The organism is Mesorhizobium sp. B2-4-13, assembly GCF_006658535.1.
Lineage (GTDB): Bacteria > Pseudomonadota > Alphaproteobacteria > Rhizobiales > Rhizobiaceae > Mesorhizobium > Mesorhizobium australicum.
The window spans coordinates 178139-192354 of the sequence record NZ_VFVB01000002.1; the positions used below are offsets into that span (position 1 = coordinate 178139).

General features: G+C 62.7%; 16 protein-coding genes and 1 pseudogene. 14 read left to right on the forward strand and 3 right to left on the reverse strand.

Annotation, left to right across the window (positions count from 1 at the left end; genetic code table 11):
* Positions 1 to 84: 84 nt before the first annotated feature.
* The 6 genes from uvrB to FJ936_RS30435 all read left to right on the forward strand — a co-directional run bounded on the left by uvrB (position 85) and on the right by FJ936_RS30435 (position 7043).
* Positions 85 to 3249, forward strand: a complete 3165-nt coding sequence (gene uvrB / locus FJ936_RS04970) for an excinuclease ABC subunit UvrB (RefSeq protein WP_140721741.1) — start codon at positions 85 to 87, stop codon at positions 3247 to 3249.
* A 131-nt stretch (positions 3250 to 3380) separates the two neighbouring features.
* Positions 3381 to 4286: a DMT family transporter gene (locus FJ936_RS04975; RefSeq protein WP_140713659.1), complete on the forward strand. Its 906-nt coding sequence runs from the start codon at positions 3381 to 3383 to the stop codon at positions 4284 to 4286.
* 247 nt (positions 4287 to 4533) lie between these two features.
* Positions 4534 to 6060, forward strand: a complete 1527-nt coding sequence (locus tag FJ936_RS04980) for an ABC-F family ATP-binding cassette domain-containing protein (RefSeq protein WP_141906193.1) — start codon at positions 4534 to 4536, stop codon at positions 6058 to 6060.
* Positions 6061 to 6138: 78 nt separating this feature from the next.
* Positions 6139 to 6417, forward strand: coding sequence for a type II toxin-antitoxin system RelE/ParE family toxin (locus FJ936_RS04985; RefSeq protein ID WP_140721735.1), 279 nt, complete (start codon positions 6139 to 6141; stop codon positions 6415 to 6417).
* Between the two features lie 27 nt (positions 6418 to 6444).
* Positions 6445 to 6753 carry a HigA family addiction module antitoxin gene (locus tag FJ936_RS04990; protein ID WP_015316118.1) on the forward strand — a complete coding sequence of 103 codons (309 nt, stop codon included), beginning with the start codon at positions 6445 to 6447 and terminating at the stop codon, positions 6751 to 6753.
* A gap of 32 nt (positions 6754 to 6785) precedes the next feature.
* On the forward strand, positions 6786 to 7043 hold the full coding sequence (locus FJ936_RS30435) for a hypothetical protein (RefSeq protein WP_015316117.1): 258 nt from the start codon (positions 6786 to 6788) through the stop codon (positions 7041 to 7043).
* Positions 7044 to 7071: 28 nt separating this feature from the next.
* Here the strand turns inward: FJ936_RS30435 and FJ936_RS05000 are convergent, their stop codons facing one another.
* Positions 7072 to 7686, reverse strand: a complete 615-nt coding sequence (locus tag FJ936_RS05000; RefSeq protein WP_015316116.1) for a glutathione S-transferase — start codon at positions 7684 to 7686, stop codon at positions 7072 to 7074.
* 221 nt (positions 7687 to 7907) lie between these two features.
* On the opposite strand from FJ936_RS05000, the gene FJ936_RS05005 reads away from it, so the two are divergent.
* Positions 7908 to 8324, forward strand: coding sequence for a glyoxalase/bleomycin resistance/extradiol dioxygenase family protein (locus tag FJ936_RS05005; RefSeq protein ID WP_140721732.1), 417 nt, complete (start codon positions 7908 to 7910; stop codon positions 8322 to 8324).
* Positions 8325 to 8422: 98 nt separating this feature from the next.
* Positions 8423 to 8775: pseudogene (locus FJ936_RS05010) on the forward strand (DUF1428 domain-containing protein).
* A 46-nt stretch (positions 8776 to 8821) separates the two neighbouring features.
* On the opposite strand, the gene FJ936_RS05015 reads toward FJ936_RS05010, so the two are convergent.
* Entirely contained in the window at positions 8822 to 10444 is a 1623-nt protein-coding gene (locus FJ936_RS05015) for a sulfotransferase (RefSeq protein WP_224720670.1), read from the reverse strand.
* Positions 10445 to 10669: 225 nt separating this feature from the next.
* Here FJ936_RS05015 and FJ936_RS30440 point away from each other — a divergent pair, with 225 nt between their 5' ends.
* The 4 genes from FJ936_RS30440 to FJ936_RS05035 all read left to right on the forward strand — a co-directional run bounded on the left by FJ936_RS30440 (position 10670) and on the right by FJ936_RS05035 (position 12358).
* Positions 10670 to 10909, forward strand: a complete 240-nt coding sequence (locus FJ936_RS30440; RefSeq protein ID WP_181171509.1) for a hypothetical protein — start codon at positions 10670 to 10672, stop codon at positions 10907 to 10909.
* Between the two features lie 237 nt (positions 10910 to 11146).
* A complete protein-coding gene (locus tag FJ936_RS05025) occupies positions 11147 to 11416 on the forward strand; it encodes a hypothetical protein (protein ID WP_015316111.1) in 270 nt (89 codons plus the stop codon).
* Positions 11413 to 11661 carry a hypothetical protein gene (locus FJ936_RS05030; protein WP_015316110.1) on the forward strand — a complete coding sequence of 83 codons (249 nt, stop codon included), beginning with the start codon at positions 11413 to 11415 and terminating at the stop codon, positions 11659 to 11661. The genes FJ936_RS05025 and FJ936_RS05030 overlap by 4 nt, the downstream gene beginning before the upstream one ends.
* A 79-nt stretch (positions 11662 to 11740) precedes the next feature.
* Positions 11741 to 12358 (forward strand): NAD(P)H-dependent oxidoreductase, encoded by a 618-nt coding sequence (locus FJ936_RS05035; RefSeq protein ID WP_140793445.1) that lies wholly within the window; start codon positions 11741 to 11743, stop codon positions 12356 to 12358.
* A gap of 33 nt (positions 12359 to 12391) precedes the next feature.
* Here FJ936_RS05035 and FJ936_RS05040 read toward each other — a convergent pair whose 3' ends face one another.
* Positions 12392 to 12802, reverse strand: a complete 411-nt coding sequence (locus FJ936_RS05040; RefSeq protein WP_140793447.1) for a Kazal-type serine protease inhibitor domain-containing protein — start codon at positions 12800 to 12802, stop codon at positions 12392 to 12394.
* A gap of 583 nt (positions 12803 to 13385) precedes the next feature.
* Between FJ936_RS05040 and FJ936_RS05045 the strand changes: the two genes are divergently transcribed.
* Entirely contained in the window at positions 13386 to 13598 is a 213-nt protein-coding gene (locus FJ936_RS05045) for a cold-shock protein (RefSeq protein ID WP_006202520.1), read from the forward strand.
* Positions 13599 to 13916: 318 nt separating this feature from the next.
* Positions 13917 to 14129 (forward strand): cold-shock protein, encoded by a 213-nt coding sequence (locus FJ936_RS05050; RefSeq protein WP_008877668.1) that lies wholly within the window; start codon positions 13917 to 13919, stop codon positions 14127 to 14129.
* Positions 14130 to 14216: the final 87 nt, after the last annotated feature.

A 14216-nucleotide genomic window follows, 5' to 3' on the forward strand; every position in this document is an offset into this window, starting at 1 on the left:
CCTTCTGTCAGGAGCCTGACGCGACCGCCGGCCCGTCCTCATCGCGCTCTTTCCATTTTGGCCGAGAAATCCCATATTCGGGACATGGCCAAATCCCCCGATAAAAGAACGCCGCCGACGGCGAATGAGGACCGCGCCGCGCCGAAGCGGCGCAGCCCGCTGACCGATTTCCTCGACGCCTCGGAACCGCTGCACAAAGGCGGCTTCGCCGAGATGCCGCAGGCCGAATTGTCGGGCACGCCGCTGACCGGCTCGATCGCCGATTGGGCCGAGCAGATCGAGCAGGAGGCTGAACGGGAAGGACGCGCCGCGGGCAAAGGCGGCGGCGCCAAGTCGCCGAAGAAAATACCCGAGCGCTCCGCCGCGCCGGGCCGCACCGCGCGCGGCACCTCGATGGGCGGCGCCGCGTCGGCCCGCGAACGCACGGCGGCCGGCCTCAATCCGGTCGCCGGGCTCGACATCTCGCTGGAAGAAGCCGAGACGATGTCGTCCAGTGGCGTCACCGCCACGGTGGCCGCGCTCTCGGCGCTAATCGAATCCGGCAATCCGCTGCACAAGGACGGCGTGCTGTGGACGCCGCACCGCCCTGCCCGGCCGGAAAAATCCGAAGGCGGCATCGCCATCAAGATGGTGTCGGATTTCGAGCCCGCCGGCGACCAGCCGACCGCCATCAAGGATCTGGTCGAGGGCGTCGACAACAACGACCGCACCCAGGTGCTGCTCGGCGTCACCGGCTCCGGAAAAACCTTCACCATGGCCAAGGTGATCGAGGAGACGCAGCGCCCCGCTCTGATCCTGGCGCCCAACAAGACGCTGGCCGCGCAGCTCTATTCCGAGTTCAAGAAATTCTTCCCCGACAACGCGGTGGAGTATTTCGTCTCCTATTACGATTATTACCAGCCGGAAGCCTACGTTCCGCGCACCGACACCTTCATCGAGAAGGAATCCTCGATCAACGAGCAGATCGACCGCATGCGCCATTCGGCGACGCGTTCGCTGCTCGAGCGCGACGACGTCATCATCGTCGCCTCCGTATCCTGCATCTACGGTATCGGTTCGGTCGAGACCTACACGGCGATGACCTTCCAGATGCAGATCGGCGACCGGCTCGACCAGCGCGCTCTGCTCGCCGACCTCGTTGCCCAGCAGTACAAGCGCCAGGACATCAATTTCGTGCGCGGCTCGTTCCGCGTGCGCGGCGACACGATCGAGATCTTCCCGGCCCACCTTGAGGACCGCGCCTGGCGCATCTCGATGTTCGGCGACGAGATCGAGGCGATCACCGAGTTCGATCCGCTGACCGGCCAGAAGACCGGCGAGTTGAAGAGCGTCAAGATCTACGCCAACTCGCACTATGTGACGCCGCGCCCGACGCTCAATCAGGCGATCAAGTCGATCAAGGAAGAGCTCAAGCACCGGCTGGTGGAACTCGAGCGCGCCGGCCGTCTGCTCGAGGCGCAGCGGCTGGAGCAGCGCTGCCGCTTCGACCTCGAAATGCTGGAAGCCACCGGCTCCTGCGCCGGCATCGAGAACTATTCGCGCTACCTTACCGGCCGCCAGCCCGGCGATCCGCCGCCCACCTTGTTCGAATACATTCCCGACAACGCGCTGGTCTTCATCGACGAGAGCCACGTCACCGTGCCGCAGATCGGGGGCATGTATCGCGGCGACTTCAGGCGCAAGGCGACGCTGGCCGAATATGGCTTCCGCCTGCCCTCCTGCATGGACAACCGACCGCTGCGCTTCGAGGAATGGGACGCAATGCGGCCGCTCTCGGTTGCCGTTTCGGCGACACCGGGCGGCTGGGAGATGGAACAGGCCGGCGGCGTCTTCGCCGAACAGGTTATCCGCCCGACCGGCCTGATCGATCCGCCGGTCGAGGTGCGCCCGGCCAAGAGCCAGGTCGACGACGTCGTCGGTGAGATCCGCGACACCACCAAGGCGGGATATCGCACACTGGTGACGGTGCTGACCAAGCGCATGGCGGAGGACCTGACCGAATACCTGCACGAGCAGGGCGTGCGCGTGCGTTACATGCACTCCGACATCGACACGCTGGAGCGCATCGAGATCCTGCGCGACCTGCGCCTCGGCGCCTTCGACGTGCTGGTCGGCATCAACCTTTTGCGCGAAGGCCTCGATATTCCCGAATGCGGCTTCGTCGCCATTCTCGACGCTGACAAGGAAGGTTTCCTGCGTTCGGAAACCTCGCTGATCCAGACCATCGGCCGTGCCGCCCGCAATGTCGACGGCAAGGTCATCCTCTACGCGGACCAGGTCACCGGTTCGATGGAGCGGGCGATGGCCGAGACCAACCGGCGCCGCGAGAAGCAGATGGAGTGGAACGCCGCCAACGGCATCACGCCGGAATCGGTCAAGTCGCGCATCTCCGATATTCTGGACTCGGTCTACGAGAAGGACCATGTTCGCGCCGACATCTCGCAGTTCACCGACAGCGCCGGCGCCATGATGGGCAACAATTTCAAGGCCCATCTCGACGCGCTGGACAAGCAGATGCGCGACGCCGCCGCCAATCTCGACTTCGAAAAGGCGGCCCGCATCCGCGACGAGATCAAGCGGCTGCACGAGATGGAATTGTCGATCTCCGACGATCCGCTGGCGCGCGAGGTGGAAGGCCAAAGTCCGGCCTCTGGCCGCGAAAAGGGCAAGCACAACAAGGGCGTGGCCAAGCATCGGACATTGGAGGAACAGGAACGGTTCCGCAAGCTCGATCAGGCACGCGCCGCCGAAGAGGCAGCCAAGGCCGCCAGGCCCAACCTCTTCCGCAAGCCCGATCTCGACGAGATGGGCGCCGACGGCGCCGTGCCGGTGAAGAAGCCACTGTTCGCCAAGCCGTCACTGGACGATATGGGACCTGGTACCGACATGCCGACGCCGTCAGGCGCGGTGTCGCGGTCGCTGTTCAAGAAGCAGTCGGCGGAAGAAGCGCATGGCTCCGACTTCGGCATCCCCGGCGATGCGACCAAGCCGCTGTTCAAAAAGAACTCGCTCGACGAGATGACGGTGCGTCGCACCGAAAAACCGGTAGAGGGAAAAGTCCCGGCGAAGCCACAGCCAATCTCCCCCGTGGAGGAGATGTCCGGCAGGACAGAGAGGGGCGCGAAGGATCGCGGCGATGCCGACAAGCCTATCGTCCGTCAACGCTCCGGCATCGGCTCCTACGAAGACCAAGGCGACGCCCGCCGCGAAAAGCGCCGGCCGGGCAAGACAGGCAGGCCCGGACGGTAGCAATTCTTCGCGCCCCCGCTGTCCCTCCAATATAGATCAGCTTTTCCTGCCACCTTGCCAGTGGTGGGACGAACCTATACGGGCCTTTCAATTCTGCTCTTCCGCTCCGAAAACCATCAGCCAACTCCCCCATGAAACCCAGAGACATCGCCGCCTACGTCTTCCTGGCTGTCACCTGGGGACTGTCGTTCCTGGTGCTGCTCAAGGTGGTGCATGCCTTTGGCTGGGTCGGCGCGGTCACCTTGCGGGCGCTGATCGCCGGCATCACGCTCTTTCTGCTTGCCGCCGCGACGCGGCGACGGCTGGATTTCAGCGCCGGCTGGCGGCATTTCGCCATGGTCGGCGCGACGACGGTGGCGGCGCAGCTGATCGGCCTGTCCTATGCCACGCCGCGCATCGGCACGGCGATGGCGGCCATCCTGGTTGCCGCCATCCCGCTGTTCTCGATGATCATCGGCCAGCTCTGGGGGCTTGAGCGCATCGCTGTTCGCGGCCTGGCCGGACTGCTGCTCGGCGCTGCCGGCATCATCGTCCTGGTCGGTTTCCCCGCCGTTCCGGTCACCGCATCCTTTGCGATCGGCTGTGCCGCCTCGCTGTTCAGTTCCTTCTCGGCGGCATTCGGCAGCAACTACGCCAATCGCCATTTGCGCTCGGCCGGCTCGCTGGAACTCACCAGCGCCGCCTTCCTGTTCGGCGGCCTGATGACGCTGCCGCTGCTGCTCGCCGTGCCGGTGCCGGCCATGCCGCGCCCTGTCGACTTCCTCTACCTGGCCATACTGGCCTGCGTGATGAGCGCATTGACCTATGTCGTGTATTTCCGGCTGGTGGCCAGCATCGGAGCCACCAGGACCATCAGCGTCGAATTCGCCGTGACCACGATCGCGGTGCTGGCTGGAACGATTGTGCTCGGCGAGTCGCTGACCCTGATCCAGGGCTTCGGCGCGGTGGCAATCATCGGCGGCTGCATACTGGTGCTGGACCCCTTCCCGCGCCGCTTGAAAGCGGCGGCCTTGCCATCAGCCTCGCCTTTGGTGTAGCCAGTCGTCACACTCGAACGTCTCGAAAGGAGGGCTCACGTGTTTACGTTCTATCGTCACCATCGTCAGCGTGGCCCGATTTGCGCCCTGCGAGCCAGCTTGCAGGGCTGACCAGGGACGGTCCGGGTTTTCTCCCGCTTCGATTTTTTGGTCTGCCCTTCGTGGTACGCAACGCCTGGCCTGATGGCCGGCACGCGCACCGTCAAAGTGCATGAGCCGGCATTCCGGCAAGACCAGAGAAATCAAAATGGCCCTGATCAGCCTCAAATCCCTCGGCGTCACCATGAGTGCGCCGCTCTTTTCCAATCTCGACCTCAGCATCGGCAACGGCGACCGGCTCGGCATCGTCGCCGCCAACGGCCGCGGCAAGTCGACCTTGCTCAAATGCCTGACCGGCGAACTGGAGCCGACGACAGGCGACATCACCCGCACGCGCGGTCTGCGTGTCGGCCATGTCGAGCAGTCTATTGCCTCTGCCCTGCTTGGCCGCACTTTCTACGAGGTTGTGGCTGACGCGCTACCGCCCGAACAGGCCGACAGCGAGATGTGGCGTGTCGACGTCGTTCTCGATTCGCTTGACGTGCCCGAGCCGATGCGCGGGCGAGAAATGCAGGCACTGAGCGGCGGCTGGCAGCGGCTGGCGCTGATCGCCCGCGTCTGGGTCACCGATCCCGACATGCTTTTGCTCGACGAGCCGACCAACCATCTCGACCTTGCGCGCATCAGCCAATTGGAAACCTGGCTCAACGCGCTGCCGCGCGAGGTGCCCGTCATCATCGCCAGCCATGACCGCGCCTTCCTAGACGCCACCACCAACCGGACGCTGTTCCTGCGCCCGGAACAGTCGCCGGTGTTCTCCCTCCCCTATTCCCGCGCCAGGGAGGCGCTGGACGAGGTTGACGCGTCGACCGAACGAAAGTTCCAGCGCGACATGAAGGTGGCGCAGCAATTGCGCCGGCAGGCGGCCAAGCTCAACAATATCGGCATCAATTCCGGCAGCGACCTGCTGACGGTCAAGACCAAGCAACTCAACCAGCGCGCGGAAAAATTGGAAGAGGCCGCCAATCCGGCGCATCGCGAGAAATCGGCGGGCGCGATTAAACTCGCCAATCGCGATACCCACGCCAAGGTGCTGATCACGCTTGACGACGCGGCGGTCGAAACGCCCGACGGCACGCTGCTGTTCAGGACCGGCAAGCGCCACATCTGCCAGGGCGACCGGATCGTGCTGCTCGGCCGCAACGGCGTCGGCAAGTCGCGCTTCGTCACCATGATCCGCAACGCCATCCTCGAGCCGGACACGGTGCGGAATGTGAAGGTGACGCCGTCCACCGTGCTCGGCTACAGCGACCAGGCGCTGTCGGGCATCAGCGGCGACGACACGCCGCTGGCGATGGTCTCGCGCCGTTACGATGTCGGCGAACAGCGCGCCCGCTCGCTGCTTGCCGGCGCCGGCGTGGTCATCGAGATGCAGGAGAAAAAGATCGGTGTTCTGTCGGGCGGCCAGAAGGCACGGCTGATGATGCTGGCGCTCAGGCTCGCCAATCCCAATTTCTATCTGCTCGACGAGCCCACCAACCATCTCGACATAGACGGCCAGGAAGCGCTGGAGGAGGAGTTGCTGAAGCACCAGGCAAGCTGTCTGCTCGCCTCGCACGACCGCTCCTTCATCCGCGCCATCGGCAACCGCTTCTGGCTGATCGAGAAGCGGAAGCTGACCGAAGTCGAGGATCCGGAGAGCTTCTTCCGCGAGGTGGCTGAGGGAACCGGCTGAGCGGCGGGAGATCGGCATGCCTGTAAATTATTTGCTTACAGGTTCTTGATTTGTGTAAGCGATCTGTTTACATATGTCATGATCAAATCGTTCAAGAACAAGGCGCTGTCCGACCTTTTTCAAACCGGAAAAACCGGCAAGATCGATGCCAAGATGCACAAGCGCATCCTTGTTCGGCTTGACCGCCTGGAAGCATCGGAAAAGCCGGAGGAGATGAACCTTCCCGGCTTCGACTTCCATTCGCTGAAAGGCCTCGATCCCATCCGCTACACGGTCCACGTCAATGGTCCGTGGTGCATTAAATTTGAATTCGACGGTAACGACGCCGCCCGCGTCGATTTCGAGCAATATCACTGAGGCGGCCAGATTGGAGAAGTTCGACGTATGACCGTGCACGAGCCGACGCGTCCGATCGAGCGTTGCCCCTCCCACCCGGGAGCGCTGCTTGAGGACATTATCCCGGCAACTGGAAAGACCAAGGTGGAAATTGCAAATCTGCTCGGGATATCCCGGCAGCAGCTCTATGACATTATCCGCGAAAGGAAGCCGGTTTCGCCGGCGGTGGCCGCTCGCCTTGGGAAGCTGTTCGGCGACGGCGCCGCGATCTGGCTTCGGATGCAGGCGGCTTTCGATGCCTGGCACGCCGAGCGTGAGGTCGATGTTTCGGCTATTCCCACGCTCAAGGTCGCATAGGCTCTCCTCGGCGACGCCTGAACGAGATGTAAATGCTGACAAAAAATTTTCCGGGCAATCTGTCGGATCGCCCGTTGCGGCCCCGTCCTTGGGATGCCGACACGATGATGCCGGCGCCAAACCAGGGAGAATTCGTCATGTCCGTCCTGTCATCCATCGGCCGCATCGCAACCCGGTATGCCGCGGCGCGCGCCCGTCACCGCAGCGAACGCATCCTGCTGTCGCTGCCCGCCGCGCTGCGCAAGGATATCGGCTTTCCGGAAATCCTCGACACGCGGAACAACCGTTGACGCTCGCCGCCTCTCAGGCGAGCGCGAATCAATCATGTGTATCGCCCGAAAGCGGCGTCGCACGCATCGACGCACGCCTTTCGAAAGCCTCGAACCAGCGCGTCAGCCGCGCCCGCGAACCAAACGACGGAAGATGACGGAACGCCATCCAGGACAGCGTGGTGGCTAGCGCAATATGTCCAACATGGAGCGGCGCCTCGTCGTCAAGGGCGCCCTCGGCCCAGTCGTAGGTCGCCTCGATCTTCTGCCGATATCCTTCGGCAAGAGCATCATAGCGCAGCTGTTCGGGTCTCCTTTCCGTCTCCCAGCGCAAGGCGATGCCCGTCTGCGCAAGGCCTTGGGCGGCCGATTGCAGCCGCAACGCCTGCCAGCGTGCCTCGCCGACCTGCGGCAGCAACTTCCGGTCATCATGCAGCGTATCGAGATAGGCGCAGATGACGTCGGAATCGAAGATCGCCGGCGCACCCGGACGCAGCAGCACCGGCACTTGGCCTAGCGGGTTTTCGGCGTGGACACTGGCGTTGTGCAAGGTCGGGCTGGTTTCGTGATGAATGACCTGGAGCTGATCGGCGACGCCTGCCTCATGCGCGAAGACCAGCGCCTTGCGCGCGAAAGGTGAGTGGGTCTGATAATAGAGGATCATTGTCGTCTCCGGGCTGAGTAGGCGGCGCGCAATCCAACTCTTTTAGCTTGGGAGCCGAGAGAATTGCGCTCTGATTGGAAGCCGCCGACGCAAGTTCGTTGCACGCCTTCCCAACCCATCGGTTGTCGCCCGGCCAAAAATTTTCGGCGTCCTGTAGGATTGCCGTCATCTCATCCGTCCTGTGGTCCGCAAGGCCAAACAAACGTGAAGAGGAACATGCAATGACCGACCAGACCCCACCCCGGCCAAAAGTGCTTGGCGGATTGACCCCCTATCTTCAGGTCGACGGTGCCATCAAGGCGGCCGAGTTCTACAAGAAGGCTTTCGGGGCCGAGGAAGTCTTTGCCTACCCGGCGGACGAAAAAGGCCGCACCATGCATATCCATCTCTATATCAACGGCTCGACACTGATGCTGGGCGACGCCTATCCGGAACACGGCCATCCGCACCAGGTGGCGCAGGGCTATACGCTGCAGCTCCATCTCGGCAAGGATGATATCGACGCTTGGTGGAAGCGCGCCGTCGACGCCGGCTGCGAGGCCGTCACGCCGCTGCAGGTGATGTTCTGGGGCGACCGCTGGGGCCAGGTGAAGGACCCCTTCGGCGTCGCCTGGGCAATGAACGCACCGACGGAATAGGCTTTAGCGAGCGCGCCCCTCGCCGAGGGGATGCGCCCAATCGCGCCGGGTGTATCCCCGCCGACCCGGCGTTCGAATTCAGCAAAGAGGAGACCACCATGTCCTATGTTGATGGCTTCGTGCTTGCCGTGCCGAAGGCAAATCTCGATGACTATAAAAAGCTCGCCAACCTCGCAGGCCCCATATGGATGGAACATGGCGCGCTCGCCTATGTCGAATGCATCGGCGACGACGTGCCCTATGGCGAAATCACCTCGTTCCGCGTGCCGTTCAGGCCAAGGATGATGAAATCGTCGTTTTCTCCTGGGCCGTATACAAATCCAGGCAGGATCGCGATGCGGTGATGGCCAAGGTGATGGCCGACCCTCGTCTGCAGCGCGATATGGCCACGATGCCGTTCGACGGCAAGCGCATGATCTTCGGCGGCTTCCAGCCCTTCATGGAACTTTGAGACAGCTCGACCGCCGTTCGCAGGCCGGCCTTACCGCGCTATCGGCCTATCCGAGCTTATCCAGCAGTGGTTTCAGCCTGTCGCCATAGCGCTTCCACAGATCGACCGAGCCCTGGTACATGGGCTGGCGCACCTGCGCGGCCGACGCCGTGCGCACCGGCCTGTCGGTCTCGTGGAACGACAGCACGGCATCGTCCCATGGCAGGCCGAGATAGTCGATCAGCGCCCGGCTCTGCCCATCCTGGTCGGCGACGAAATCCTCGTAGCGCACATCGTGCACGACGCCGGGCAGCACCTTGTGCCAATGCGCCATGATGTCGGTGTAGAGATTGTGGAAATCGGCGAGCTCACCGAGGTCATAGCCATAGCGGTGGCTGTCGCCGCGGAAATGCACCTTGTAGATCGACAGGCATGTCGCCGCCGCATCGCGGGCGCAATGGATGATCCTGGCCTTCGGCAGCATCATGTGGATGAAGCCGACAAGCAGGAAGTTGCCCGGCATCTTGTCGGTGACGTGGCGCATATGCGGATATCGGGCATGCAGCATGTCCAGATAGGCCTGCCCCGCCTCGGCGAAATCCCTATCGTCCGTGTCGGCCACGCCCCAGGGGAAGCCGCCTGGCATGTTCGACGGGAACTGCTTGCCGACCGCCGTCTTCAGGATGCTGAGCTCACCCGCGCCATAGACCTGGGGGTGACTGGCGATGATCTGTTCGACCAGCGTCGTACCCGAACGCGGCATGCCGACGACGAAGATCGGCGCGTCGTCGGCAATCGGGCTCGGTCTGTGCTTTTCGAAGAAACCGGCATCGAACACCGTCTTCATTGCCTCGAATTCGGCGCGCGTCTTCACCGGGTCGTAGTCGATGCCCTTGCGGCGGATGGCATTGCCCTCGGCGAAATAGTCGAAGGCCCTGCCATAATCCTTGAGATCGTCATTGGCCTTGCCGAGGCCAAACGACAGCTGCATGCGTGCCAGGCTGTCCTGAGGCGCCTTGGCGTGCTGCGCCTCCATGCCAGCCATTTCGGCATCGCGCTCCTTCTGGCGCTTGACCTGCGTCAGCATCAGCCACGCGCGGGCCATGCCGGGCTGGATCGCCACCGCCTGCCGGAACAGGCCGGTCGCCTCGTCGAGCTTGCCCTTTTCCATCAGCCCGACGCCCAGTCCGTGCAGCAGGTCGGCATCCCTAGGCCGGATGGTCAGTGCCTCCTGGAAGACAGCCAGCGCCTCGTCGAGGCGTCCGGCTTCCTGCAGGGTTTCGGCAAGCCCGATACGGGCGCGCACGTGGAATGGATTGCGCTGCACCGTGCCGCGATAGATGTCCTCGGCCTCGTCGAACCGGCCGATCTGCTTAAGCGACGAGCCGAGATTGTCGCGCGCCGCGAGCTGCTCCGGCCGCAGGTCCACCGCGCCGCGGAAGAAATCGATCGCCGCCGCGACACGGCCCAGATCGCGCATCACCGTGCCGAGATTGTTGAGGAAGTCGGGATTGGTCGGCTGCAGCTGAACCGACTGTTCGAGGAAATCCATGCCTTCTTCGCTGCGCCCCGTCTGGTGCAGCAGCAACCCCAGGAAATGCGCCGCGGCCGCGTGTTTGGGCTGACGCGTCAGCACCTGGCGGTAGATCGCCTCGGCCTCCTGCCGGCGCCCGGCCTGGTGCAGTTGCAATGCCTGCTGCACATACTGGTCGAGGCCCAGCGGCGGCTGTCCTCCCCCGCCAGACTTGGCCGCGCCAGGCTTGGTCCCCGCACCCGCCGCTCTTCTCTGATCTCTGTTGATGGGACACCTACCGTGTTCGTGCGCCTGCCGCGATCTAGGCCATCGGCGTTACAGGTTCAAGGCTTTGCTTGATTCTGCGCCTCACGTCGCGGCGAAAGCGATCAAATCAGGCGATTGGTCTCTGCAACCTGCCTGGCCCGCCTCACAGTTCCATCGGTATCGGAGATCGTTCGCCTTGCCGCCTCGTCCCTTCTGATGGTCAGCCGCGCCGACTGGACGGCCATCGGCTTTCCGGCAGCGCCAATGGGGTACGTGGCGATTGACCTGACGATCGGATTGATCGCCATGCTCTTCCCTTTCGAAGTTCTGATTGAATCCATGGCTTTATCCCTTTTTGAAAAAATAAAAACATAAGCGCCGAGGAAAAACTCGGCACATCCCGAAGAAATTTTCGAAGATATCCGCAGACATAGCAGATTTATTCCAAAATTTATGTCCGTCTATTTTTCAAATCGAAGCAAGGAATTCCGTTATTATTCTTGAATAGAGCGCCGATTTGGACTATATATCACATACGGTTTGGGCCAGAATTGGCATCTCGCGGCGTCAGAGGTTCTCGACCCGCCAATCTCATCCCAAAAGGCCAGGACAATGCCCGACCGCACCACCCGTTCCATCGCCCATTTCACCGCGCCATTCATGCTCGGTGGCCTGGAAGGACAACTGCCGGCCGGCGACTACGACATCGATCACGACGAGGAGTTGATCGAGGGCATGTCGCGGCTTGCCTGGCGCCGCGTCGCCACCTTCATCCATCTGCCGGCAAAGGCGGTGAACAACCCGCTCACCAGCCAGCTCGTCGCCATCGACCACCTGGACCTCGAAACCGCGCTGGTGCGCGACCGGGAGAATGCAGCATGATCCGTTTTCAACAGAATGCGCGACCGCGCACCGACACCCCCTCGCATCTCTTCGCCATCGGCCAGACCGTGCGGATGAAAAGCCGGACCGGCTTGGTCAACAAGGCCGCGGAACTGTTCGAGATCAAGAGCAGGCTGCCGGTCAAGGACGGTTCCCCGCAATACCGCATCCGCAGCGACCAGGAGACCCACGAACGGGTCACCACGGAAGACAATCTCGAACTGGCCGACAATCCGGCCAGCTGAGCGGAGGCCAGCCGACACACCGCGCAACCGCAAACGCCTCGCGGCGTTGAGCCTGCACACCAGATGCAGGAGTTTTGCGATGTCCCTCACCGTCTTTGCCCTCAACTGTTCGCTGAAAGCATCCGGCGACAAGGAAAAATCGTCCACCGACAAGATCATCGCCGATCTGCTCGCGGCGCTCAAACCGCATGGCGTGGAAGGCGAGGTCGTGCGCACGCTTGATCATGACATCAAGCCTGGCGTGCTCTCCGACATGGGCAGGGGCGACGACTGGCCTGGCCTGCGCGAAAAGATCCTGGCCGCCGATATCTTCATTCTCGGCTTGCCGATCTGGTTGGGCCAACCATCGAGCGTCGCCAAGCGCGTCATGGAGCGGATGGACGCCTTTCTCGAGGAGACCGACGACAAGGGCCGCATGCCGGCCGCCGGCAAGGTGGCCCTAGTGGCGATCGTCGGCAACGAGGACGGCGCGCATCATTGCCATGCGGAGTGCTTCCAGGCGCTGAACGATGTCGGCTTCACCATTCCCGCCAATGGCGGCGTCTACTGGGTCGGTGAAGCCATGCATGACGTCAATTACTTCGACCTGCCGAAAACCCCCGCCAAGGTTACCGAAGCCATCGAAATGGCGGCCTCAAACGCTGCTCATCTGGCCGGCCTGCTCAAGAGCAAAGCTTATGTTGGCGTGGACAAATAATGGCCTTCCCCTCATGCGGGAGACGGCAGAATCTCAGCACGGCCCCACGCCGACGATGCGGTAGTCCGAGGCCCGCGCCTCGCAGGCGTTGGGGAAGGTGCGCATCTCTCCATGCCGGCGGGCGCACACCGGAGCATATTCGCGGGTGCAGAACGTCTGCTCGCCACCGCCGCCACCGCCATCACCGCCGTGACAGGCGCCGTCACGCACGATGCGGTAACCCGCCCGATCGGCCAGACAGGCATTGGCGAAGGTCTGGCGATCTCCGCCGCGCCGGGCGCAGACCGGCTCGTATTGCTTGGTGCAGAATTGCGGTTCAGGGCGCGGCGGACGCGGTCGCGGCCCAGGTCCGTCATCGACGACGACCGTGCAGGCGGCAAGAATTGCCGACAGGAAAAGGACGGCAAAAACCTGCCGTGAAAAGATCGCCGCAAGAAACCTCATGATCGTCTCTCCCTCGATCCCCGTCCCGGTCCGTACCGCCCAAGACTGCGTGGCGGTTCGTTGATGATGATATCGATCAAAACAAGATTTGGATCAGTCACCCAATGGCGTGATCGTCGTCATTCCACCGCCAATTGCAACCCTTGTTTGCGGGTTCTGTAGAGAACGACACCCGAACCGGTGGGCCCCAGCCGCGTCCCCGGCAATCGTCGCTCCTGGCCCATCCATGACCGGTGCTGTGGGCCGATGACCCTTCCGCCAACGAAGCCTATTTGCGGCCGGTCGACGCTTTGATCGGTCGATTTTTGCGTCGGGATGCGCCCATGGCGGCGGCCCGCGGCGCTATCTTGCAACCTTCACGTTTCCGTGCGATAAATTCTGTGTTCGGGCATTTGCGACCCGGAGAGCGGAACGTTTTGGACGACCTTTCCCCGATACTGTGAATCTCTGACGGCCCCGTTTTTCGGCGGGGGGTTTGACCATGCGCCAATGCATGACTGCCGAAAGCAACCACCAGGAACTGCCCTCGACGCCAGGTGGCGGGCAGGACCACCAAGACTGAACGGGTGAAGGAGTTTCCCCAATGGCCCAGACCGGCACCGTTAAATTCTTCAATGCGACCAAAGGCTTCGGTTTCATCACGCCCGACGGCGGCGCCAAGGACGTGTTCGTCCACATTTCAGCGATCGAGGCCTCGGGCCTGCGCACGCTCGTCGATGGCCAGAAGGTCACTTTCGACGTCGAGCCGGACCGCATGGGCAAGGGCCCGAAGGCGGTCAACCTGCGCGCAGCCTGAGCAATCGGCGCGCGCGCATCCCAGGCGGATGGGCGAACGAGGAGCTTGACCAGCACCTGGGCAGGCAGACGGATTTTTGAAAGGCGCGGCGGTTTTCGCCGCGCCTTTTTCATGTCCGCCGCGCAGCGCAGACTCATCTCATCCGGAAGTTCATCCCGGGTCCGGGCCAATGACGCGCATCAAAACAAGCACTTAAAGCGACGTGCTTTAAGTGCCAGCAAAACTTTCTCTTGCCGATAGCGCTAAAATAAAGGACAAATTTGCATTCGGGCATTTGCCGGCCCGAGACTGGAGTTTATGGGATCAAAGGAGCTTCCCATGCCGCAGACCGGCACCGTCAAATTCTTCAACCATGCCAAGGGCTTCGGCTTCATCACACCGGATGATGGCGCGAAGGATGTCTTCGTCCATATTTCGGCCGTGCAGGCGTCGGGTCTCCCCGGTCTCGAAGATGGGCAGAAAGTGACATTCGACACCGAGCCGGACAAGCGCGGCAAGGGACCCAAGGCCGTCAACCTGTCGGTCGGCTGAGCCGGCTTCGGACCGGCTCCGACAGTCAGGTCCGCGCCGAAAGGTGCGGTTTTGAGGCGGTGAAAGAATGCGTGCGGCCAAATTTTC